Source organism: Gordonia sp. Z-3 (assembly GCF_036233855.1).
Taxonomy (GTDB): Bacteria; Actinomycetota; Actinomycetes; order Mycobacteriales; family Mycobacteriaceae; genus Gordonia; species Gordonia tangerina.
On sequence record NZ_JAZARS010000013.1, the window covers coordinates 36,518 to 60,148 of the forward strand.

The 23,631-nt window shown below is 66.4% G+C and carries 17 protein-coding genes and 2 tRNA genes; 6 read left to right on the top strand and 13 right to left on the bottom strand.

Annotated elements, in window-relative coordinates:
- Window positions 1–24 precede the first annotated feature (24 nt).
- Entirely contained in the window at window positions 25–1,521 is a 1,497-nt protein-coding gene (locus VX037_RS15735) for a DUF4185 domain-containing protein (protein WP_442903684.1), read from the top strand.
- A 41-nt stretch (window positions 1,522–1,562) separates the two neighbouring features.
- On the opposite strand, the gene VX037_RS15740 is transcribed toward VX037_RS15735, so the two are convergent.
- The 5 genes from VX037_RS15740 to VX037_RS15760 form a co-directional block, all read right to left on the bottom strand.
- Window positions 1,563–2,171 (bottom strand): hypothetical protein, encoded by a 609-nt coding sequence (locus VX037_RS15740; RefSeq protein WP_328714881.1) that lies wholly within the window; start codon window positions 2,169–2,171, stop codon window positions 1,563–1,565.
- Window positions 2,172–2,273: 102 nt separating this feature from the next.
- Window positions 2,274–4,331 carry a neutral/alkaline ceramidase gene (locus VX037_RS15745; RefSeq protein ID WP_328714882.1) on the bottom strand — a complete coding sequence of 686 codons (2,058 nt, stop codon included), beginning with the start codon at window positions 4,329–4,331 and terminating at the stop codon, window positions 2,274–2,276.
- Between the two features lie 61 nt (window positions 4,332–4,392).
- On the bottom strand, window positions 4,393–5,013 hold the full coding sequence (locus VX037_RS15750; protein WP_372475232.1) for a TetR/AcrR family transcriptional regulator: 621 nt from the start codon (window positions 5,011–5,013) through the stop codon (window positions 4,393–4,395).
- A gap of 33 nt (window positions 5,014–5,046) precedes the next feature.
- Window positions 5,047–6,525: a flavin monoamine oxidase family protein gene (locus tag VX037_RS15755; protein ID WP_328714883.1), complete on the bottom strand. Its 1,479-nt coding sequence runs from the start codon at window positions 6,523–6,525 to the stop codon at window positions 5,047–5,049.
- Window positions 6,526–6,803: 278 nt separating this feature from the next.
- A complete protein-coding gene (locus VX037_RS15760; RefSeq protein ID WP_235725134.1) occupies window positions 6,804–6,965 on the bottom strand; it encodes a hypothetical protein in 162 nt (53 codons plus the stop codon).
- A 299-nt stretch (window positions 6,966–7,264) separates the two neighbouring features.
- On the opposite strand from VX037_RS15760, the gene VX037_RS15765 reads away from it, so the two are divergent.
- Complete coding sequence (locus VX037_RS15765; RefSeq protein WP_328714885.1) at window positions 7,265–8,653, top strand: MFS transporter; 1,389 nt, start codon at window positions 7,265–7,267, stop codon at window positions 8,651–8,653.
- Window positions 8,654–8,729: 76 nt separating this feature from the next.
- Here the strand turns inward: VX037_RS15765 and VX037_RS15770 are convergent.
- The 7 genes from VX037_RS15770 to VX037_RS15800 all read right to left on the bottom strand — a co-directional run bounded on the left by VX037_RS15770 (window position 8,730) and on the right by VX037_RS15800 (window position 17,027).
- Window positions 8,730–8,802 (bottom strand) — tRNA-His (locus VX037_RS15770).
- Window positions 8,803–8,906: 104 nt separating this feature from the next.
- On the bottom strand, window positions 8,907–9,506 hold the full coding sequence (gene orn, locus VX037_RS15775) for an oligoribonuclease (protein ID WP_328714886.1): 600 nt from the start codon (window positions 9,504–9,506) through the stop codon (window positions 8,907–8,909).
- Window positions 9,507–9,960: 454 nt separating this feature from the next.
- Window positions 9,961–11,619, bottom strand: a complete 1,659-nt coding sequence (locus VX037_RS15780; protein ID WP_328714887.1) for a DUF222 domain-containing protein — start codon at window positions 11,617–11,619, stop codon at window positions 9,961–9,963.
- Window positions 11,620–11,692: 73 nt separating this feature from the next.
- Window positions 11,693–12,502, bottom strand: coding sequence for a mycolate reductase (cmrA, locus tag VX037_RS15785; RefSeq protein WP_328714888.1), 810 nt, complete (start codon window positions 12,500–12,502; stop codon window positions 11,693–11,695).
- A 167-nt stretch (window positions 12,503–12,669) separates the two neighbouring features.
- Window positions 12,670–14,733, bottom strand: coding sequence for an NADPH-dependent 2,4-dienoyl-CoA reductase (locus VX037_RS15790; protein ID WP_328714890.1), 2,064 nt, complete (start codon window positions 14,731–14,733; stop codon window positions 12,670–12,672).
- 46 nt (window positions 14,734–14,779) lie between these two features.
- Window positions 14,780–15,325 carry a PadR family transcriptional regulator gene (locus tag VX037_RS15795; RefSeq protein ID WP_328714891.1) on the bottom strand — a complete coding sequence of 182 codons (546 nt, stop codon included), beginning with the start codon at window positions 15,323–15,325 and terminating at the stop codon, window positions 14,780–14,782.
- Between the two features lie 28 nt (window positions 15,326–15,353).
- Window positions 15,354–17,027 carry an ABC transporter ATP-binding protein gene (locus VX037_RS15800; protein WP_328714893.1) on the bottom strand — a complete coding sequence of 558 codons (1,674 nt, stop codon included), beginning with the start codon at window positions 17,025–17,027 and terminating at the stop codon, window positions 15,354–15,356.
- A 370-nt stretch (window positions 17,028–17,397) separates the two neighbouring features.
- On the opposite strand from VX037_RS15800, the gene VX037_RS15805 reads away from it, so the two are divergent.
- Entirely contained in the window at window positions 17,398–18,669 is a 1,272-nt protein-coding gene (locus VX037_RS15805; RefSeq protein ID WP_328714895.1) for a uracil-xanthine permease family protein, read from the top strand.
- A 311-nt stretch (window positions 18,670–18,980) separates the two neighbouring features.
- Here VX037_RS15805 and VX037_RS15810 read toward each other — a convergent pair.
- Window positions 18,981–19,054, bottom strand: a tRNA-Arg gene (locus VX037_RS15810).
- Between the two features lie 56 nt (window positions 19,055–19,110).
- Here VX037_RS15810 and VX037_RS15815 point away from each other — a divergent pair.
- The 3 genes from VX037_RS15815 to ettA all read left to right on the top strand — a co-directional run bounded on the left by VX037_RS15815 (window position 19,111) and on the right by ettA (window position 23,574).
- Window positions 19,111–21,138, top strand: coding sequence for a cytochrome c oxidase assembly protein (locus tag VX037_RS15815; protein WP_328714896.1), 2,028 nt, complete (start codon window positions 19,111–19,113; stop codon window positions 21,136–21,138).
- A gap of 125 nt (window positions 21,139–21,263) precedes the next feature.
- Window positions 21,264–21,719, top strand: a complete 456-nt coding sequence (locus tag VX037_RS15820; RefSeq protein ID WP_328714897.1) for a single-stranded DNA-binding protein — start codon at window positions 21,264–21,266, stop codon at window positions 21,717–21,719.
- Between the two features lie 181 nt (window positions 21,720–21,900).
- Window positions 21,901–23,574: an energy-dependent translational throttle protein EttA gene (ettA, locus tag VX037_RS15825; protein ID WP_266061255.1), complete on the top strand. Its 1,674-nt coding sequence runs from the start codon at window positions 21,901–21,903 to the stop codon at window positions 23,572–23,574.
- The last annotated feature ends 57 nt before the right edge of the window (window positions 23,575–23,631 follow it).

The window sequence follows — 23,631 nt, forward strand, 5'->3', positions numbered from 1 at the left end:
TGACCTGGGGTCGAGGAGGGACTGATGACGCGGTGCGCGCGCTCGGTGGGTGTGCTGGGCGTCTGCGTGGGTCTGGCCGCGGCGATGCTCGGCACGACGCCGGCCGTCGCCGACGGATCACCGACACCGCCGTGGTTACCCAGCTCGGGCTGCGCGGCAGATCTACCGCCGAAGCCGTCGCCGGCGCCATTCGATCCACGTGAGCTGATCCCAGACCGGATCGGCATCCCTCTGCCGTATCCGCGCATCGTGCCGGTGCCGGAGCCCGAATCGGCGGCGGAACCGCCTACCCGCATACCGTCTGAGTTGCCCCCGCAGGACCCGTGCACCGACCCGTGTCCGGACATCACCGACCCGCCCGGGCCGCGCGACGTCGGGCCGGCGTTGTCCATCGAGTTCCCCAAGATCACCCTCGATCCCGCTCCCCAGGACATCCCGGTGCCGGTCCCCAACCCGGACCCGGCGCCGCTCCCGCCGCGGCCGCCGGTGGTGCATCCGGGCACGGCGTCGGCGCCGGTGAGTGCCAAGCCGAGCGCACCACGGGTCGCCGAGGTCGACTTCGTGTCGACGCTCACCGGTAAGGGCTCGACCAGCCGCACCGACAAGCGGTGGCAGGTCAACGGCACCGACCTGGGCATCATGTGGGAGTCCGAGCCGGGTCGGATCGCGATCGCCTTCGGCGACACCTTCGGTCGGGGGTTCACTCCGCCGGGGGCCAACGGTGGTGACTGGCGCAGCAACGTGCTCGGCTTCAGTTCCGACCGCAGGCTCGACGACGGGATGTCGATCGACACCATGGTTCAGGACAGTCGCTGTCATGCGGCGCAGGTGCTGCGCGCCCGTCACGTCAACCGCTACGAGATCACCACCATCCCGACGTCGGGTTTCGCCCTCGGCGACAGGCAGTACATGAGCTACATGTCGGTTCGCACGTGGGGACCGATCCCCGGTGTGTGGCTGACCAATCACGGCGGGTTGGCCTATTCCGACGACGATGGTTCCACCTGGACCAAGGATCCGTACGCACGCTGGGACAATCTGTTGGGCACCAGCAGATTCCAGGTCTCGTCAATGGTTCCGCACGCCGGTTACGTCTACATGTTCGGCACGCCCACGTCGCGCATCGGCACGGTGGGCCTGGCCCGCGTGCGCGCCGACGACGTGCTCAACAAGACGGCCTACCAATACTGGCGCGACGGCCGATGGGTGCCGACCCGGGACGGGGACGTGGCGTCGCCGCTGTTCGCCGGCGCCGCCGGAGAGGTGTCGGCGCGCTACGACACCGCCTCGCAGCGGTGGCAACTGAGCTACCTCGACGCATTCCGCGGAGCCATTGTGCTGCGTACGGCGCGTTCACCGCAGGGACTGTGGTCGGAGCCCGCCGAACTGGTGCACTCGGCCCGCTATGCCCAGCTCTACGGTGGGTTCCTGCACCCGTGGTCGACTGGTCGCGACCTGTACTTCACCATGTCGACCTGGACGCAATACAACGTCTCGCTGATGCGCGCCACGTTGCGGTGACACGCCTCCGCGGGACCTGAGATGCTCCCGGGGGACCGGGACTACGGCGTATTGATCCAGGTCAGGATTGCCTGTCCGGCCTGCGGGTCCCCGTTGTTGATCCCGACGGCAGCTCCTATGGCCGCGCCCACGCCGGCGCCCCAGATGCAGCCGACCAGCACCAGGCATCCCACGATGAGTCCGACGATCGCGCCGACTGCGGTGGCCACGCCGCCGCCGCGATTCCACCCGTTGTTGATGTGCCAGATCATCTTCTGGTAGGCGCGATCCTTCTTGGCCGACGCCGGATGCATGCCTGCCGCGATCGCGGCGCGGATCTCCGGGGTGATCTGCGGCGCCAGGGTGGCGGTGGTCCGATCTGCGCTGACCGTTGTGCGCAGTGGGACGTCGACCCCGTTGAGTGGGATCGACAGAGCGATTCGGTCGATGGTGTTGCCGTGCCGGTCGAGCACTGTCAGCGCATCGGCGTCGTGCTGGCCAAAGGTGGCGTTGGTCAGCACCGAGGTGATCGACGTACCGTCGGTGGACGCGAATGTGTGATGGCTCGCTGCGAGCGACGTCGGCGCGCCGTGTGCGGTAGCGGTGGCCACGGTGAGCAAAGTTGTGACCACGCCGGCAAGCGTCAGGACGACGAGTCTCATGATCTTCATGCGGTGGCGTTCCCTGTTCGTGAGTGTCGTGCGGTGCAAGGTGAATCCCGGTGCGTGCCGGTGAATCCTGTTGACCCTATCGCGTTGGGTGGTGGCGGCCGATCAGCCGACGGCGAAGCCGGGGGAGACGCCGTGGATCGGGCGCGTGCTGCCGTCGGCGCCGCGAGCGTCACCGCGATACCGAATGCGGAAGCGGCCGACGGTCCGTGCCGGGATCGTCCACTCGATCCGGACGATCGATGCGTCATTCTGGCCGGCCGGCCGCCGCCAGCGCAGTGTGGTCTCCCAGTCGTTGTCGTCGGCGACGGTGGCCCAACCCGTTACGGTTCTGCGCTGCACCTCCAGATAGGTGCCCTCGGTGTGGAAGTCGTTGTTGGGGTGCGCGCCGACGAACTCGACGGCGGCCACTTTACCCGTGCGGTAGCGGGGCTCCGGCGCAGCCAGGACGTCGCCGTAGGCGTGCCCGGCCATGGGCTGGTCGGGAGGTGGTGATGGTAGCAGATCGGGTTGGAAACCGGACTTGTCCAGCGGAGCCGGCCCTCGGCCGGGCGGGGTGCCCGACGCCATGGCGGCGGCGAGAGAGTGGAATTCCTGCTGATAGGCCGACAACGTCCAGCGACCGTACTGTGTCTCACCACCTTCGTACTGCTGGGAGTCATACTCCTCGGGCGTCGTCACGTATTGCGTGTAGGCATTCGAATAGCCCTGGATGAGGACGTTGTCCAGGCTGACCCGGAGCGCATCGGCGACAACGGTGCGCAACCGCAATCCGGCGACGATGGTCACCTCGGCCGGAATGGCGACCAATACGAGTTCGCCGATGCGCAACAGCTGCAGTGGAACCACGTGCGGGATCCACGGAGCGGGCGGGAGCAGGCCGAGTGGAAAGGCGATCAGCTTGGGCGCCTGCATGTCGCGCATCCACGGCGACACTGGCGGATGCTTGTCGCCGCCGAAGGCCGCGACCACCGGGTTCGTGGCGCCCTCCTGAAGAAACCCGAGTTGGGAACGCCAGTTGTCCTCCGTGCTGGTGGCCGCGCCGGCCGCGCCCATCATGGCCGGCGTCGTCGCGGCCGGTTTACCCTCCGGGGTGTACATGCCGTCGATCCGGACCGCCGACATGTCGACGTAGCGCACGATCGAGTCGACACCGCCACGGGTCATCGGCCGCGCCGAGTCGAATGCGCTGCGGCCGGCCAGATACTGGCGCTCGCCGACGATCTCGCAGTTGCGTTTGTTGTCGTCGGTCGGCCCGCTCGGATGCATCTTGATCAAGTTGAGATTCGGCGTCATGTCGCCGCTGTTGGTCTGCGGGAATGCTGCGACGAATCCCGGCGATGTGCTCTCCCAGCGGTAGCTCGCGTAACCCTTGTTGTCTCCGGCGATGAGCCGGTTGCGGTCGGTCAGCGAAGTACCGTGCGTCGAGAACCACGTGATGGCGCCGACGTCGGTGCCGCCCCGGCTCAGGCGTAGCACGGTGACGGCCGGGTCGATCGCGCCGGGAAACTGCCGGCGCTCGGCAGTGGGATTGAGGTCGAAGGCAACCCGAGAACGGTTGCGGCTCGCGTCGTGCAGTTCGCTGCGGCCCAGCGAAATCGTTCCGGGCGCGAGGTCGTCGTGGGCGCGGGCGATGGCGGTGACGATACCGTTGACCTCTGCGTCATAAGAGTTCTTCTTGAAGCCGTACGCGGCCAGCGAATACGCGAAATCCCACGCGGTGCCACCACACGACGCGTGCGTATGGGTGGCGTTGAGGTTCACATTGCGCTCGGTGTAGAGATCGCCGAAACGCTTGTGCAGCAATGGCATCACACCCATGTGGTGCGACTGGAACAGGCAGGCGATGTCGCTGGTGACGAACACGACGCGTTCCCCGGTCCCCCGATCGACGATGATGTAGGCACGCGCCCAGCATCGTTGCAGGAGGCCGGCGGCGACCTGATCGGCGTCGGAATAGCCCATCATGCCCTGGCCCGCGATTGCGCCGGTCATGTCGGCGATACCCCGGCCGATCAGATAGCCGTCGGCACCATTGCCCCCTGCCGGCGCCTGACCGCTCGGCGTCGCACTCGCTGTCGATTGCCCGGCAACGAGTGCGACGCCGCCCCCGACGGTGGTCGCTGCTGCTCCCAAGAGCAGTGATCTCCTGGTCACTTCCATGTCGCCCCCTGTGTGGTTGTGATGTGGTGCGACGACGCTGTCGCGGTCGATGACGCCGCGGTCACCTCCGGACGACGTGTCCGAGCATCAAGGTGACGGTCGCCTCGGCGATCCGATCGCAGATCGATCTGTCCCGGGTGTTGAGGTAGGCCAGCGTGATCCCGTCGGTGGCCGCCACCACCAGGGGAGCGAGGTCGACGACGGGTCTGTCCCACTCGACGTGCGCCTGCGCCGCCGCCCGGGCCAGGCCCTCGGCGATGGCCGCGTAGTACCGGCGGTACATGTCGGCGCCGAGCCAGGCGAGATCGCTGGTCTGGCGCGCGTACTGGTTGAGCGAGATCATCGCCTGTTCGCGGTCGGGGTCGGCCACCACACCATCGATGTAGCCGAACAGACTCTCCCGCAACATGAGCCGGATGCCGTCGTATCCGTCGACGAGGTCCTCGGCGGCCGCCGACAACGCCTCGGCGATCACCGAGATCTCGTTGTCGGTGCCACGTGCGACCAGTGCGGCGAGGAGATCGTCGCGCGACTCGAAGACGTAGTGGAAGGTCGACAGTGTCACCTGGGCCTCGCTGCTGATGGCTCGGGTGGTTGCGCCGTCGACGCCGCTACGTGCGATGACCCGAAACGCAGCGTCGAGCAACAGGTCTCGTCGTTTCTCTACGGGCATTCGAGCCATCATGTGTCCTTGCTGTACCGGATGGAGGATCGGTTAGTTCAGCGAGCCGAGTACTTCTTGTGCTGCGCGCTTGCCCGAACGGACAGCGCCATCCATGTAGCCGGTCCAGTAGTCGGCTGTCTCGGTACCCGCCCAGTGGACCGGACCGACCGGCGCGCGCAGTGCGGGACCGTAGGTGGTCAGGGTTCCCGGCGATGAGACCGCCACCGGGCCACCTTGGGCCCACGGGTCGAGGTCCCATTTGTAGATGCCGTGATCGATGAAATCGCGTGCTTCGGGGCCGAAGTAGTCGACGAAGTTGCCGATGCACTCGCGGACGATCTGGGATTCCGGTGCCCGGTCCAGCCGTCGCATGGCGTCCGCGGAGATGAACCCCATCAGGATGTGTCGATCCTCGGCGTAGCTTTCGAAGGTGACATCGATGGGTCGACCGTTGCCGTATACCTGGCCGGACAGGCCCTTGTCGCGCCAGAAAGGACGGCGGTACAGCGCCGCGAACTTGCTGACCGCGCCCATGTGATAGCCCCTGGTGATGCCGACCCGGGCGGCCGGGAGTCCGGGAGAGTACCTGATCTGATCGCTGATGGCCGGCGACATCGCGACGATCACCTTGCGCGCGCGGAAGGTTCCGGCGGTGCTGGTCACCGTCGCGATCTCGCTGGTGAAGTCGATGGACCGCACCGGGGCGTTGTAGACCATCCGGTCGCCGAGGGCCCGCGCCATCCGCAGTGGGATGAGTGCGGCGCCCCCTTCGAAGAGGCTCTCCTGGGCGCCGTCGTCGGTGCTCAACAAGCGGATGAGGGTGCCGGGGTTGTTCTCGTCGCCGGACGCGGCGATGTAGTTCAGGAAGTACAGAGCCGAGACCTCGTCCGGGCGGACCGACAGCGGCGCAGACATGGCCACCTGCATCAGCGCCCGGGCGGTCGATGTCGTCGCGATCTGGTGGCTGTACTGCTCCCAGGTCAACGAGTCGAGGTAGCGCGCATTGGGATGCTTCCACGGCTCGCCGACCGGGAAACCGGCCAACGCGTCGGCCTGGGCCCTGGCGAGACCAGCCCCCGCCTGCAGCGTCTCGGCTTGCAGCGGCAGCGGCAAAGCGGCCGGCATGCGTGAACTCTGACCGCTGTTCCAGAAGATGCTGTCGCCTTGGTTGTAGGTGGGGATGGTGCGCACGTCGTACTCGCGGGCAAGGGCGGCGATGTGATTCTGCGTCGGTCCGATGAACTCGGCCCCGGCATCCAGGGTGGCCCCGAGTTTCGGTGAGGAGATGTTGTGGACGCGGCCGCCGGCCCGCTCCCGAGCTTCGAGTACCACCACCGAGGCGCCCGCGGCGACGAGGGACTTGGCGGCGGCCAACCCGGAGAGCCCACCGCCGACGACGATGGCGTCGACGGTGTCGCCGGGTAGGGCGCGTGCACGGCCGATCCCGCCCAGCGCGGACGCACCTACTGCGGCCCCCGCCGCGGCCAGTGTTGTACCGAGTAAACGCCGACGTGAGATGTCCTGGCTCATGGCGACCTTCCGTGCCGTGGACCCGCTGGTCCTGGGTGTGCGAGCAACGCTATCGACGCAATGTTTAGGTCATTTGACCTGAAGTAACGGCATGGTAACAGGTCGGTGTGGCGCTCGTCGCACCTTCTGGCTGGTACCCGATCGCCAGCGCATGCGCCCTGTCGGAGGCAGGGCAACGAAAGATCCACCCTCCCGGGGCCGCGGCGGGTGTCGTGGTGACGCGACGGCCGGGTCGGGAGGGTGGATCTCGGAGAGCGTCCGGATGAGGTCCGGGTGTGTCAGGCGTGGTCGGCAATAATCGATGCAGCCTGATCCGCGTCGACGTTCTTGGCGATCAGCTTGGCGTTTTTGGTCTTTCGGATGGAGTACAGTCCGTCCTTCTTGGCGTGTGCGACGTGCAGTCCGGCCTTCTTCGCTGCCTTGTTCAGGTCCTCGAGCATGGCGGCGATGGTACGGCATGAACGTGAACGTTTCGTGCCGGTGCAGCGGCGGGTTGCCCCGGGGTGCGTTGAGGGGCTGGGAGTCGTCGAAAAATGTTGCATCACAACAGTTCTGATCTCACGTCGAGGTGAGGGGCGGCACCTCACACGCGGTGCGCGGGGGTGTGCGGGCACCTTGATGGTCGTGTAACCGGATGATGCATACCTGGTAACGAACCGTTCATACCTTCATCGCGTACTTCTCGGGCAGCGTCGCCCAGTTCACTGTCGCCACTTCTCACCGACGAAAGTACCTTGAGATGACTTCAACCCTGGAATCTTCGCGCACCTCCGACGAGGTATTGCTCGATCAGCAAGGTCATTGGATCCGCCACTGGCAGCCCGACGATCCGACGTTCTGGAACAGGATCGGCAAGAGGGTCGCCTTCAAGAACCTCTGCTTCTCGATCTTCGCCGAGCACATCGGATTCTCGGTGTGGTTGCTGTGGAGCATCGTCGTGGTGCAGATGACCGCCAACTCCGATGGCACCGCGGCCGCATCCGGATTCGCACTCTCGACCACCCAAGCACTGTGGCTGGTCGCCGTGCCCAGTGGCGTCGGTGCTTTTCTGCGGCTTCCGTATACCTTTGCCGTGCCGGTGTTCGGCGGCCGGAACTGGACCGTGATCTCGGCGTTGTTGCTGCTGATCCCGTGTATCGGACTCGCTTGGGCGGTGTCCAATCCTGACATCCCGTTCGCTCTGCTGCTGGTGATCGCGGCGACCGCAGGTTTCGGCGGCGGCAACTTCGCCTCCTCGATGGCCAACATCTCCTTCTTCTACCCGGAGAAGGAGAAGGGCTGGGCCCTCGGACTGAACGCGGCCGGCGGAAACATCGGTGTGGCAGTTGCGCAGAAGATCATCCCGACCATCGTGGTCATCGGCGGCGGGGTCACCCTGTCCTATGCCGGCCTGTTCTATGCACCATTGGCCGTGGCCGCCGCAGTGCTCGCGTTCTTGTTCATGAACAACCTGTCGGAGGCGAAGGCAGATGTGAAGCCGGTGTGGGAGTCGCTGCGCCACCAGGAGACCTGGGTGATGTCACTGCTCTACATCGGTACGTTCGGGTCGTTCATCGGCTACTCGGCGGCCTTCCCGAGCTTGCTGAAGGCAGTGTTCGACCGCGGCGACATCGCGCTCACCTGGGCGTTCCTCGGGGCCGGCATCGGATCGATCGCCCGGCCGCTGGGTGGCAAGCTCTCCGACGTGATCGGCGGCGCCCGAATCACCGCGTTCAGCTTCGTCGCACTGGCAGTGGGTGCGGCCATCGCTCTGTGGTCGGTCAAGGCCGAGAACCTGCCGGTGTTCTTCGCCGCTTTCATGCTGCTGTTCGTCGCGACCGGCATCGGCAACGGCTCCACCTACCGGATGATCTCCAAGATCTTCCGCGTCAAGGGTGAGGATGCCGGCGGGACGCCCGAGATCATGACGAACATGCGGCGCCAGGCGGCCGGTGCCCTGGGCATCATCTCGTCGGTCGGTGCGTTCGGCGGTTTCATCGTGCCGCTGGCCTACGCGTGGTCCAAGAGCGCATTCGGCAACATCGAACCCGCGCTGTGGTTTTACGTCTTCTTCTTCATCGCGCTGCTGGGGGTGACCTGGTACAACTACATCCGTCCGAGCACGCGGATGGCGCAGGCCGGAGTCTGAGCCGCGACAACTCCTGGTCCACTGACGACGATGGCCCCCGGTCCGCTCGATGCGGACCCGGGGGTCATCATGTCGGGGTGGATGACGGGACTCGAACCCGCGACAGCCAGGATCACAACCTGGTGCTCTACCAACTGAACTACATCCACCATCGGCGTCCGTCACCCAGGATTTCTCACCGGGCCCCAGAGCCAGGGACTTACTCTAGCGGGTCGAGGCGGCCGAACTCCAATCGGTCCCGCCTCGCGCGTGTTCACGCAGGTCCGAGGTCCTTCACGATCGTCGCGAGCTCGTCGGCCTCCGGTCCGGGAGCCGCCACGAACGCGGCGGCACGGTAGTACTTCAGTTCGCGGATCGACTCACGGATATCGGCGAGTGCGCGATGGGCCAGGCCCTTCTCCGGCTGGCCGAAGTAGATCTTGGGGTACCAGCGACGGCACAGCTCCTTGATCGAGCTCACGTCGACCATCCGGTAGTGGAGGTAAGCGTCGAGTTCAGGCATGTCACGGGCGATGAATCCCCGGTCGGTGGCGATGGAGTTACCGGCCAGCGGGACCGCGCCAGCGGTGCTCACCTGGGTGCGGATGTAGTCGAGCACCTGCTTCTCGGCCTCGGCGAGGGTGGTGGTCGACGCGCGTACCTCCTCGGTGAGCCCGGAGGCCGCATGCATTTTGGTGACCACATCCGGCATCGCCGCGAGGTCCTCGTCGGATGCGTGGATCACGATGTCCACGCCTTCGCCGAGCACATTGAGTTCGCTGTCGGTGACCAGCGCGGCGATCTCGATCAATTTGTCGGACTCGACCCGCAGACCTGTCATCTCGCAGTCGATCCACACCAGTTTGTCCTGCACGCGGTCAACCTTAGCCGCCGTCGCGCGTACGGTATCGCGTCACCGGTGCCGACGATTCCCGGCCCGATGTTCCGGCTGAGGATCGACCCGACTGCTGATCGAGTGGCCCGGCGTGCTGGCGCGGGGTTCACCGGACTGCTGGTCGAGTGGCCCGGCGTGCTGGTGCGGGGTTCACCGGACTGCTGGTCGAGTGGTCCGGCGTGCTGGTGCGGGGTTCACCGGACTGCTGATCGAGTGGCCCGATGTGCCGGTGGAGGGTTCACCGGACTGCTGGTCGAGTGGCCCGGCGTGCCGGCGCAGGGTTCACCGGCTGCTGATCGAGTGGCCCGATGTGTCGGTGGAGGGTTCACCGGACTGCTGATCGAGTGGCCCGATGTGTCGGTGGAGGGTTCACCGGCTGCTGATCGAGTAGCCCGAGGCGCTAGCCGAGGGCGTATCGAGATCCCTGCACCACTCAGTACGGTGGTGGGTTCTGTGTGTTCCAGCGTTCCATGGCGCGGGTGTCGGCGCGTTTGACCGATTTCGAGCGTTGCTCGCGGAGGGTGTCGATGCGTTGTCGGGCGGGGTCATCGGGTGGTCGGGTGCTGCGGGTGAGCGAGGTGAACAGGTCGCGGCCGGTGAACGCGTTGCCCAGGTAGGTGTGGCCGGTCGGTGATTGGAAGAACACCGTGCCCAGTGGGTCTTGGTAGTCGCGCCACCCGGTGGCGAAGGTTTTGATGCGGTGGTGAAAACGGCACAGCGGCTTAAGGTTTCGTGCATCGGTGGCGCCACCCTCGGCGTGTGGGACCGAATGGTCGACATCGGCGTGATAGGCGCGGTTGTTGCAGCCGGGAAAGCTGCAACACAGCTCGCCGGCCCGGATGAGGTCGGCGAGTTTTTTCGACGGCGCGTAGCGGTCGGTTTGTGCGAGGTTGGTGGTGTCGGGTGTGACGTAGCAGCGTTTGGCCTCGGCCAACAATGCGCGGGCGGTGTCGGCATCGATGACTCCGTGCCCGTCGAGGAAGGCCGGATCATCATCGTGACCCAGCAGGGTGCTCAGATTGACCACGATGTGAAACGTCGGACGCGGCGCACAATCCGTCGTGGCGGCGTCAGCGTCGACCGGTGCGGCCGAAGTGTCGCCCTGCCCGTCGCGGACCTCGGGTTCACCGGCCGCCGCGGGGTCGGGTGCCGTCGCCTCGTCCTCGACTGCGATCGCGTCACTGTCGGGTGTCTCGTCGGGAGCGTCGAGCCCCTCGCCGGCGGCGCTGTCATCGGCGTCGGCGTCGGTGGTGCAGACCTCACATCGGCAGTCCAGGCGGTCGGCGCCGGCGGCCAAGGCGACCAACGCATCGGCGCGGCGTTGGGCGGCGGTGCGTGGATCGTCGGGATGCACCGCCGCGGCCATCGCGTGGAGTCGGGCGTCGATGGCCGCGGCCTGCTCGGCGGGCAACACACCCCCGATCCGGGACTGGCCCGGGGTGTGGCGGTCGGGGCGCACACTGATGTTGCGGTCGGTGTCGACCTGTTCGCGCCGACGGCGCACCGCGGTCGGATCGATCTTCGTGATGATCTTGTCGATCATCGTGGTGAACCGGGTCATCGACATCGGCTCGCGCGACTCGATGGCCGCGGCGATCTCGGTATCGAGCACAGTGAACTTTGCGGGATCGACCAGCACGGTGCGGCGTACCACCACCAGAAACCGCGGTAGGTCGATACGGCCGGCGACAAGGGTGGCGCCGGTGAACGGCAACTGATGACGTAACACGCTGCCGGCCTCGATCAACTCTCGCGCCCGCGCCGGTGGCACCGTCAACGCGGCACCGACCTCGGCGATCGCCATCTCCAACCCGGTCGGTCCGTACTGGGCGCGTGGATCCTCCCCGGCCGCCGCACGCCTGGCGAGACGTTCCAGAGTGGCCAGCGACGTCGACTGCTCACCCAACGCCGCAGCCAACCGCACCAGATGGTCCTGTTCACGTTCCTCGTGAATCAGGCTGACCGCCTGCAACATCCGATAATCGGCGGCCGCGCGCACCGCATTGCAATGATGGAGCACCTCGACCAACTCGGTGGCGCAGTGCTGCTCATCATCGGCCATCTGGGCCAACGCCGGCGCGCTCGAATTCATGACACCAAACTAACCGCACCCACCGACAACTTTCGTCGACGCAGGTCAAACCCCACAACAGACCGTGGATGACTCAGCCGTCGTCGCCGAGTTTCCGATAGAACGTGCCGACGATCGGCGCGACCACTGCGCGTGGGCTGTATCCACCGGCGACCGACATCGCTTTCGACAGAGTGCCCGGAACCACCCGCATCTTGTTGTGTTCCAGCGCATCCAGGCTCATCTCGGCGACCTTGTCACTGGAGTGCCACAGGAAGTCGGGGACCATCTTGTCCACGATGGACTGGTTTTCGGGTGCCGGCGTCGCTGTGCGCACCGGCCCCGGCGCGAGCAGGGTGACGTGGACGCCTTGAGCGGACACCTCGCCGCGCAGCGACTCGCTGAAGGTGTTCACGAACGCCTTCGTGGCCGCATACGTGGCGTTGTTGGGGATCGGCATGTTCCCCGCGGCCGAGCCCACCATGAGGATTCCGCCGGAGCCACGGTGCACCATGTGCGGGAGTACGGCCAAGGTCAGATCGTGGACGGCGTTGACGTTCAGCCGGACCTGCGCGCGTTCGTACTCCGGGTCGAGGTCACTGACCGGTCCGAAGGTGGCGATCCCGGCGTTGTTGCACAGGATGGAGATCTCGCGTCCGGCGAGTTCGGCACAGAGCACCTCGACCGCAGGTGAATCCGAGAGGTCGACCGGGCGCACTTCGACCGCGATGTCGTGGCTGTCACGGAGCTCGGCGGCGAGGCCCTCGAGGATGTCACCGCGACGAGCGACCAAGACGAGCGAATGCCCGCGCGAGGCCAGTGCCCGCGCCAGTGCCATCCCGATGCCGGATGAGGCGCCGGTGACAACGGCGCGGGCGGACTCGGTCGGCGACGGGACACCCATGTCTGAAGATCCTAGTCGGGCGGTCGGGGGGATCTCGATACACCGGCTCGCTGCGCTCGCGCGGTTACTCGATCGGCGGTGGATACACCCGCTGCGCTCGCGCGGTTACTCGATCGGCGGGGATACACCCGCTGCGCTCGCCGACATCGAGACCCCCTCCGCCTTGGTCAGGCGATGCCGGCGGCCACCTCGGTGCCCTGCCGGATGGCCCGCTTGGCGTCGAGCTCGGCGGCCAGGTCGGCGCCACCGATGACGTGCGTGGTAACCCCGGCGACGGTCAGCGGATCGACGAGTTCGCGCACCGATTCCTGACCGGCACACACGACCACGTTGTCGACTTCGAGGATGCGGGTCTCGGTGACCTTGCCCTCGTCGTCGTGGAAGCTCAGGTGCAGCCCCTGGTCGTCGATCTTGTCGTAGGTGGCGCCCGAGATCTGTTCCACGCCCTTCATCTTCACCGTCGCGCGGTGCACCCAGCCGCTGGTCTTGCCCAGTGTGTTACCCTGCTTACCGGGCTTGCGCTGCACCAGGTAGACCTGACGGATCGCCGGCAGCGGACGGGGTTTGGTGACGAACCCGGGCTTGTCGCCGTCCTCGGTGACGCCCCATTCCTGCTCCCACTCCTTCAGGTTCAACGATGGGGATTCGTCGGTGACGAGGAACTCGCTGACGTCGAAGCCGATTCCGCCGGCACCGATCACCGCGACACGCTTGCCGATCTCGCGACGGCCGAGGACGGCGTCGGCATACGACATCACCATCGGGTGGTCCACGCCCGGGATGCTCGGAATGCGCGGGGTGACACCGGTTGCCACGATGACGTCGTCGTATCCGCCCTCGATGATCTCGTCGGCGGTGACGCGCTTGTTCAGCACCACGTTCACACCGTTGATCTCCAGCTGACGGGTGTAGTAGCGGATCGTCTCACTGAACTCTTCCTTGCCTGGGATGCGGGAGGCAATGGAGAACTGCCCACCGATGCTGGAGCCACCCTCGTAAAGGTCCACCTTGTGGCCGCGTTTGGCCGATGCGACCGCGGCCGACAACCCTGCCGGTCCGGCGCCGATGACCGCGACCCGCTTGGCGCGGCGCGTCGGTCCGAGTAGCAGCGTCGTCTCGCGGCCCGCCTGCGGATTGACCAGGCAGGAGACGTGCTTGCCGACGAAGGCGTGGTCGAGGCAGGCCTGGTTGCAGCCGATGCAGGTGTTGATCTCGTCGGCCCGACCCTCACGGGCCTTGTTGGCGATCTCGGGATCGGCGAGGAACGGTCGGGCCATCTGTACGGCGTCGACGCGCCCACGTTCGAGGATCTCCTCGGCGAGTTCGGCGGTGTTGATGCGGTTGGCGGCGATCAGCGGGATGGACACCTGGTCGCGCAGACGCTCGGTGAATTTCACGAATGCGCCGCGGGGCACCGAGGTGACGATGGTGGGCACTTGCGCCTCGTGCCAGCCGATGTCGGTGTTGATGGCATCCACCCCGTGCTCCTCGGCCTTACGGGCCATGAGCGCGATTTCGTCCCACGTCTGGCCGTTGCGGATGAGGTCGGCGATGGACTGGCGCAGGATGATCGGGAAATCACGCGGCACCTGGCGGCGCATCTCCTTGATGACCTCGACGAGGAACCGCTGCCGGTTCTCCGTTGAGCCACCCCACTTGTCGGTTCGATCGTTGGTGTGCGGGCAGAGGAACTGATTGATCAGGTAGCCTTCGCCGCCCATGATCTCGACCGCGTCGTAGCCCGCCTGCCGGGCCAGCTTCGCCGACCGTCCGAAGCTGCGGATGACGTGCCGGATGATCGGCTCGTTCATCTTGAGGTGTTTGAACGGATGGATCGGTGACGGCTCGGAGCCGGCGGCGACCTTGAACGGGTTGTAGCCGTAGCGACCGGCGTGGATGAGCTGCATTGCGATCTTGCCGCCCTCGTCGTGCACGGCCTTGGTGACCCGCTGATGTCGCTTGACCTCCAGGACGTTGGTCATCTTGCCGCCCGCGATGGACAGCACACCGGTACGGCTGGTGGCGAATCCGCCGGTGATGATGAGCCCAGCACCGCCCTTGGCGCGCTCGGCGAAATACGCGGCGAGTTTGTCGATGTCCCACACCCGATCCTCGAGACCGGTGTGCATCGAACCCATGATGAGGCGGTTCGGGATGGTCATCCCGCCGATCTGCAATGGTTCGAACAGGTTGGGGAACTGTTGATTTCGCTCGGCCGTGTGGGCTGACATGGCGTTGCCTCTCGTGTCGGGGTCGTTGCGGGAAGGTGATCGTGGGTCAGGTGGACAGTTCGCGTTCGAGGGCGTCGATGACCTCGTCGCACCAGTCGACGAAGCCCTGCTCGGATCGAATTCCGCCGCGCAGCACCAGGTACTGATGGAGTTTGCGGCCGGTCAGGGTGTCGGGAGCGGGGTAGTACGCGGCCTCGAAGCCGTTGAACAGGGTCAGTTGGGCGAGATGTTCGTCGCGATGCGCCTTGAGCTCGCCGATGATGGTGGCCAGATCGCCGAATTCGGCGGCGCGCAACTTGACTCCGAGGTCGTTGCGCAGCGGCTGCAGCGGCGTCGGACTCATCGCCCATTCCGCCAGCACTTTCCGGCCCGAGTCGGAGACGGTGTAGACCTTCTTGTCGGGTCGACCGTCCTGGGGAATCGACTCGAAACTCACCAGGCCGTCAGCGTGCAGTTTCTTCAGGGTGCGGTAGATCTGCTGATGGGTAGCCGACCAGAAGTAGCCGATGGATCGGTCGAACTGCTGGCCGATCTCGTAGCCCGTTCCGGGCCGTTCGGCCAGCGACACCAGGATCGCATGCTCGAGCGCCACGATGTGAACCTAGCACTGCACCTACGCACTATGCAACAAAGTTCATATGTGGCCGAATTCTGCCTTCGTGCAGTTCCAGCACCTCGTCGGCGATCTCGGTGACGCGGCCGTCGTGGGTGATGAGGAGGGTGGACCGACCGGCAGCCAACCGCTGCAGCGGCTCGAGGATGCGTTGGGTCGTTGCATCATCGAGGCCGGATGTCGGTTCGTCGAGGATGAGGATCGGTGTGTTGCGCAGGAAGGCGCGCGCCATCGCGATGCGTTGACGTTGTCCGCCGGAGAGGGTCAATCCGTCCTCGGCGAGTGGGGAGTCGTACCCGGCGGGCAAGGCGCTGATGAACGAGTCGGCGTCGGCCGCGATCGCGGCGGCGATGATCGATGCGCGGTCGGCGTCCGGGCATCCGTAGGCGATGTTGTCGGCGACCGTGCCGGTCTTGATGACGGGTTGCTGGGGGAGCAGGGTGATGTGTTCGCGAATCGAGCGGCCGGTGAGCTCCGACAGCGACCGGTCTCCCAGGGTGATGGTGCCCTCATCGGGTCGCTCGAACCGGCAGAGCAGCGACGCGAGGGTGGATTTCCCGGCGCCACTGGCCCCGACCAGCGCGGTGATAGCTCCGGGGTTCAGATCCAGCGACACCCGATCGAGGACCGTCACACCCGCACGCCGCAGAGTCACCGCGCGCATGGAGATCCGGTGATCGGCTCCCCGATGGGCGACCGCGTCGGGCTGGTCTGCGTCGGTCGGTTCCAGATCGAGCAGTTCGCAGATGCGTTCGGCGCTCACCGTCGCCGACGCGAGCGCGAGCCGGACCTCGGCGAGTTCCTGCATCTTGGGATAGAGCATGCCGAGGTAGCCGGTCAAGGCCAGTAGCGCTCCCACGCTGAGCGCACCTTGGCGGACCTGCCACACCCCGGCGACGGCGATGGCCAGCGTCACCACCACCTGTCCGAAGCCCATCACCGCACCGAATCCGGCTTCGATCCGGGTCTGGGTCAAGCGGGTGCCGAGCCAGGTGACACCGTGACGGTGCAGACGGGCATGCTCGCGGTCCTGTTGGTTGTAGGCGACGGCCGTCTCGTGGCCGGTGATCGCGGTCGAGACGGCCAGCGCGATGTCGGCATTGGCGATGCGTTCGTCGCGGGTGACCAGCGTCTGGCGACGCGAGTAGAGCGCCGACAGTGCCCACAGGACGGGCACCGCGGCCAGCGCCACCAACGCGACCTGCCAACTCATGATGAATGCGGCGACGACCAGGCCGGCGGTGTTCACCGCGGCGATGACGAACTGCATCAGTCCGGAACCCACCAGATACTCGACGGCCTCCAGATCCCCGGTGTGCCGCGTGACGAGGTCCCCGACACCGAACCGGCGGTGGACGACGGGATTGAGGCGTTGGATGTGGGCGAACAGGTTGTCGCGCAGGCGTAACACCACGCGCTCGGAGATCCCGATCGCAGCCACCTGGCCGTAATAGTCGGCCGCGGTGGCCACGGCAGTCACCAGTAACCAGAGGACGGCCAGCGCGCCGAACTGCGTCAGGCTGGTCGCGGTGAGTGCACCGTCGATCACATCCGACAACACGAAGATGCCGACGATTTCGCAACCTGTTGCGATCAGCAGCAGCGCGGCGGCGAGGGCGAACCGGGGGCCCTCGGAGGCCAACGCGGGCGAGAATCGGCGAAATGCGTCGCGCGCGGTCATCTTGAGTGCGGCCCTCCCGTGGTACTCCGCCGACGGCACTTGCCGGCCCGAAGAAAACCTAGGCGGGCATCCTTCGGGCCGGCTTCCGCGGAACTGGGAGAACGCTGTGCGCGGACTCGCCACTAGTTGGGTCGGGCCTCAGGTCAGCGCCGCCACGCCGAGCCAGGCGATCGCCGCCACCCTGATCACCTCGAGGACCAGCGCGCGCCGACGAGTGCGGCGGCCGCGGTCATCAGGACTGCGATCGCAACCGCGTCGGAGATGACGTGCGGCGACACGTTCTCCTACGACTGGACAGTCGGGGATCGGGCACGTGGTCACCTCGCGCGTTGGGCGGCAGGCCGACCTACCATGCGCCACACTGAGTCCCATGGCGACACCGCACACGCGACCGAGGGGTTTCCTGTCCTGGCGGCGGGTCGAGGGCGGTGGGGTGATCGCCCCGGACGAACGGCTTGGCTGGTCGAAGACCGTGGGAATCGGCCTGCAGCACGTGGTCGCAATGTTCGGCGCGACGTTCCTGGTGCCGGTACTCACCGGCTTCCCACCGTCGACGACGCTGTTGTTCTCCGGGATCGGCACGTTGCTGTTCCTGCTCATCACCCGCAACAGGCTGCCGAGTTACCTCGGGTCGAGTTTCGCCATCATCGCGCCGGTGCTCGCGGCAACCGCGTCCAACGGGCAATCCGCCGCGCTCGGCGGCATCGTGGTGGTGGGCGCGCTACTGCTGATGATCGGCGCGATCGCGCATTTCGCGGGCATCGGCTGGATCGAGGTGCTGATGCCGCCGGTGGTGACCGGCACGATCGTCGCCCTCATCGGGCTGAACCTCGCACCCACCGCGAAGGCCAACTACGAGCAGGATCCGGTCATCGCCACCGTGGTCCTGGTGTTACTGGTCGCGTCGGTGGTGCTGTTCCGAGGCATGCTGGGCCGACTGGCCATCTTTCTGAGCGTCATCCTCGGCTATGTGATCTCGCTGATCTTCGACAAGGTCGACACCACCGGGATCAGTGACGCGGCGTGGGTCGGCCTGCCGGAGTTCCAGGCGCCGAGTTTCCACCTGTCGGTGATCCCGATGTTCCTGCCGGTGGTGCTGGTGCTGGTGGTGGAGAACATCGGCCACGTGAAGTCGGTGTCGACGATGACCGGCATCAACTATGACCGCAGGATCGGGCGGGCGTTGGCCGCCGACGGCCTGGCCACCGTGCTGGCCGGTAGCGGCGGCGGGTCGGCGACCACCACCTACGCCGAGAACATCGGGGTCATGGCGGCCACCAAGGTGTATTCGACCGCCGCCTACTGGGTGGCCGGCGCGGCCGCGATCCTGCTGGGACTGTCGCCCAAGGTCGGCGCGGTGATCGCCGCGGTCCCGCCGGGTGTGCTCGGTGGCGTGACGACCGCGCTCTATGGCCTGGTCGGCATCCTGGGCGTGCATATCTGGGTCACCAACCGAGTGGACTTCGGACGGCCGATCAACCAGTTCACCGCGGCCATCCCACTGGTGATCGGCATCGCCGACTTCACCTGGGAGATCGGTGACCTGAACTTCGGCGGCATCGCCCTGGGGGCCGGCGCCGCGCTGGCCATCTACCACTCGATGGCGCTGATCGGCCGGTGGCGGGGGACGGTCACCACCTGATGCGGGCGTGCTCCACCGAGGACGGTCGGTCAGTCCTTGCTGCCCGGTATCCCGATCACGAACCCGATCCCGATGATCACGCACGAGACGAACGCCACGGCCGGCATCACCCACATGTAGTCCATGTGAGGGATGTTACGAGTCGGGCGGTGGCCGCGCGCGGTTTCCGCGGGACAACGGGACCTTGGTCCCGGAAGCGCAGATGTCCACACCGACCGGAGGTCGGCAGGAATGTCACGGTGCGCCCGCGTGAATCTCATTCAACCACGCAGTGGGCGCACACCGACCGGAGGTCGGCAGGAATGTCACAGTGCCCCCGGCAGGATTCGAACCTGCGACCTAGGGATTAGAAGGCCCTTGCTCTATCCACCTGAGCTACGGAGGCTGATGCCGCCCTGAGGCGGCAGCGTGGGCGAGTATAGCCCGTCCTACAGTTGTCTCATGACCAGCGCAACGCCGACAGTTCCGGCCACGTCCGGCCGGGACTCGATGCGTGAGCAGCGCGGCATCGTCGCGGGGCTCGCCTGGGCGTCGGGATGGTTGGCCGGTCTCGTGGCGATCGTGGTGACGGCGCTGTCGGCGGCATCGGCGGTCGAACTGGCCGGGGTCCCCGATCCTGGGTGGATCACCACCTACGGCGTTGCGGCGGTCACCGCGGTCGGGGAGGTAGCGGCCGCGGTCGCGGTCGGGTCCGCGCTGTTCGCCGCGTTCTTCGTGCCACCCCAGGCCGATGGGGTGCTCGACGTCGGCGGGTACCGGGCCATCCGGATCGCCGCGTCCGCGTCGCTGGCGTGGGCCATCTGTGCGGTGCTGATGATCCCGCTCTCCATCTCCAACGTGAGCGGGCAGCCCCTTTCGGAGACGATGCGGCCGGCCAACCTCATCACCGCGTACTCGCAGGTCGCCGACGCGCGTACCTGGCTGTGGACGGCTGTCTTCGCCCTGGTCGCCGCCGCGACCGCCCGCGTCGTGCTGCGGTGGGGCTGGACCGTCGCGGTACTCGGCATCGCAGTGATGAGCCTGATGCCGATCGCGCTGGCAGGCCATTCCTCGACCGGCGGCAATCACGACCTCGCCACCAACAGCCTGATCCTGCACATCGTCGGCGCGACGGTGTGGATGGGCGGACTCTTCGCCGTGCTGCTCTACGCCTTCGCCGGTGGCCGGTGGCGTGTGCTGGCGGTCGCGCGGTTCTCTCGCGTCGCTTTCTGGGCGATCCTCGTCGTCGGAGTCAGCGGCGTGATCAACGCACTGGTGCGGATGTCACCTGCGGATCTGTTCACCGACGTCTACGGCGCGCTGGTGCTGGCCAAGGTGTCTGCGTTGGTGGTCCTGGGGGTACTCGGCGCGTGGCACCGGCGGGCGACGATTGCCCGACTGGCCGAGGAGCCTGCCGAGCGATCTCTGTTCGTCCGGTTCGGGCTCGTCGAGGTCATGGTCTTCGCGATCACTTTCGGACTGGCGGTGGGGTTGTCGCGCACTCCGCCCCCGGCCGGGGAGATCGCCGACATCAGCGCGGTGGAGAACCAGATCGGCTACCGCATCGACGGGCCGCCGACGCTTGCGCGCATCGCGTTCGACTGGCGATTCGACCTGCTGTTCGGCACCCTGGCGATCGTCCTGGCGGTGGTGTACCTGCGGGGCGTGGTGCGTTTGCGACGACGCGGTGACCACTGGCCGGTGGGCCGCACCGTCGCCTGGATACTGGGCTGCGCGCTGCTGCTGTTCACCACCTCGTCGGGCCTCGGTCGGTACTCGCCTGCGATGTTCAGCGTGCACATGATCGCGCACATGTCGATGTCGATGATGATCCCGGTGCTGTTGGTGCTCGGTGGTCCGGTGACCCTGGCGCTACGTGCCCTGCCGCCCGCCGGCCGAGGTAATCCGCCGGGCCCGCGGGAATGGATACAGTCGGCCATCCACAGTGCGCCGTCGCGGTTCCTGACCCACCCGGCGATCGCCGCGGTCATCTTTGTCGGCAGCTTCTACCTGCTGTACCTCAGCGGCCTGTTCGAGACGATCGTTCCCTACCACGCGGCGCATCTGCTCATGAACGTGCACTTCGTGGTCAGCGGCTACCTGTTCTACTGGCTCGTCATCGGTATCGACCCTGCGCCACGGCAGGTGACGCCGGTGGCCAAACTCGGCATCGTGATGGGTTCGTTGCCGTTCCACGCCTTCTTCGGCGTGGCGCTGATGATGACCAGTGCCGTGATCGCCGAGAGCTACTACCGCGGGCTCAATCTGCCTTGGGACTATGAGCTGTTCGACGACCAGCGTGTGGGCGGGGGGATCGCCTGGGCCACTGGTGAGATCCCGCTGGTGGTGATCATGCTCGCGCTGCTGGTGCAATGGCGGCGCCAGGATGAGCGGCAGGCCCGGCGCTACGACCGTCGGGCGGTGCGCGACCATGACGCCGACCTCAACAGCTACAACGAGATGCTCTCGGAACTCAACAAGCGCAAGTGAGCTGTCGGGACACCCGAGTAGTTGTCCACAGATGTTGTCGCGGCCCGTTGCGGGGCCACCTCTGGAGAGATGCTGACTGCAGTCACGCGAAGACGTGGCGAGCACCGAACGGAGGAGTCGAGAGCATGTACGAGACCTACACGACTGTCATCGGGACCGTGGTGTCCGATCCACGTCATCGACAGACCACGACAGGGGAGGCGGTGATCTCGTTTCGCGTCGCCTGCAACTCCCGCCGGATCGACAAACGCACCCAGGAATGGATCGACGGGCCGACGCTGTATCTCACGGTGAGCTGCTGGCGGCGACTGCTGACCGGTGTGTCGCAGGCGGTGGCCAAGGGGCGCCCGGTGATCGCGCACGGTCAAATCAAGACCAACGAGTACGTCACCGCGGACGGCGAGCGGCGCGCCGACCTGGAAATGACCGCCACCGCCGTCGGGTTGGACCTGAGCAGGTGTGTGGTGAGTTTCCACGGCGCTCCGGGGCAGGAGCCGACCACCGCCGACACCGCACCACGGCCGGTCGCGACGACCGCCGACGGTGCGATACCCGACGCGGAGACACGCAGAGCGGCCTGACCTGTGACACCGCGGACGCCTCGCGCCCCATGCGTCGCGGGGTGTCCGCGACCGGGGGTCGTCGGCCCACTAGGCTGGGGACAAGTTGTGCCATCCCGCCGACACGGCCGGATCGACCCCGGAGAGTTCTCACCGTGACCGGTTGCGGGACCGATATCTAGGTCTGAAGGAGACGCTGTAAGTGGCTGAGTTCATCTACACCATGAAGAAGGTGCGCAAGGCGCACGGCGACAAGGTCATCCTCGACGACGTCACCATGTCCTTCTACCCGGGCGCCAAGATCGGTGTCGTCGGCCCCAACGGTGCGGGTAAGTCGTCGATCCTCAAGATCATGGCTGGGCTCGATCAGCCGTCGAACGGCGAGGCCTTCCTCGATCCCGACGCGACCGTCGGCATCCTGCTGCAGGAGCCGCCCCTCAACGAGGACAAGACGGTCAAGGAGAACGTCGAGGAGGGGATGGGCGAGATCAAGGTCAAGCTCGACCGCTTCAACGAGATCGCGGAGAAGCTCGCCACTGACTACTCCGACGAGCTCATGGAAGAGATGGGCAAGCTCCAGGAGGACCTTGACAACAACGACGCCTGGGACCTCGATTCGCAGCTCGAGCAGGCGATGGACGCCCTTCGTTGCCCGCCCGGTGACTCGCCGGTCACCCACCTGTCCGGCGGCGAGCGACGCCGCGTGGCGCTGTGCAAGTTGCTGCTGCAGAAGCCTGACCTGCTGCTCCTCGATGAGCCGACCAACCATCTCGACGCCGAGAGTGTGCTGTGGCTCGAGCAGTTCCTCGCGTCCTACCCCGGCGCCGTTCTCGCCGTCACCCACGACCGGTACTTCCTCGACCATGTCGCCGGCTGGATCTGTGAGGTCGACCGCGGCAAGTTGCACCCGTATGAGGGCAACTACTCCACCTACCTCGAGAAGAAGGCCGAGCGCCTCGAGGTGCAGGGCAAGAAGGATCAGAAGCTGCAGCGCCGACTCAAGGAGGAGTTGGCTTGGGTGCGGTCGGGCGCGAAGGCCCGCCAGACCAAGAACAAGGCGCGTCTGGCCCGCTACGAGGAGATGGCCGCCGAGGCGGAGAAGACCCGCAAGCTCGATTTCGAGGAGATCCAGATCCCTACCCCGCCGCGCTTGGGCGACGTGGTGGTGGAGGTCTCCCACCTCGACAAGGGTTTCGACGGGCGGGTACTGATCAAAGACCTGTCGTTCACCCTGCCGCGCAACGGCATCGTCGGCGTGATCGGTCCGAACGGTGTCGGTAAGACCACGCTGTTCAAGACCATCGTCGGACTCGAGGAGCCCGACTCCGGCAACGTCAAGGTCGGCGAGACGGTCAAGCTCAGTTACGTCGACCAGGGTCGCGCCAACATCGATCCGAAGAAGACGGTGTGGGAGGTGGTCTCCGACGGCAACGACTTCATCGAGGTCGGCCAGAACGAGATGCCCTCACGCGCGTACGTGAGTGCGTTCGGCTTCAAGGGGCCCGACCAGCAGAAGCGTTCGGAGGTGCTCTCCGGTGGTGAGCGCAACCGCCTGAACCTGGCACTGACCCTCAAAGAGGGCGGCAACCTGATCCTGCTCGACGAGCCCACCAACGACCTCGACGTGGAAACCCTCGGCTCGCTGGAGAACGCACTCGAACAGTTCCCCGGATGCGCCGTGGTCATCAGCCACGACCGGTGGTTCCTGGACCGCACCTGTACCCACATCCTGGCGTGGGAGGGCAACGTCGAGGAAGGCCAGTGGTTCTGGTTCGAGGGCAACTTCGAGGCCTACGAGGCCAACAAGATCGAACGTCTCGGTGCCGACGCCGCCCGCCCGCACCGGGTCACCCACCGTCGCCTGACCCGCGACTGACCGCTGTGGCCGCGTGTCCGTCCCGGCGGACACGCGGCGGTCCAACGCGGACCCAGA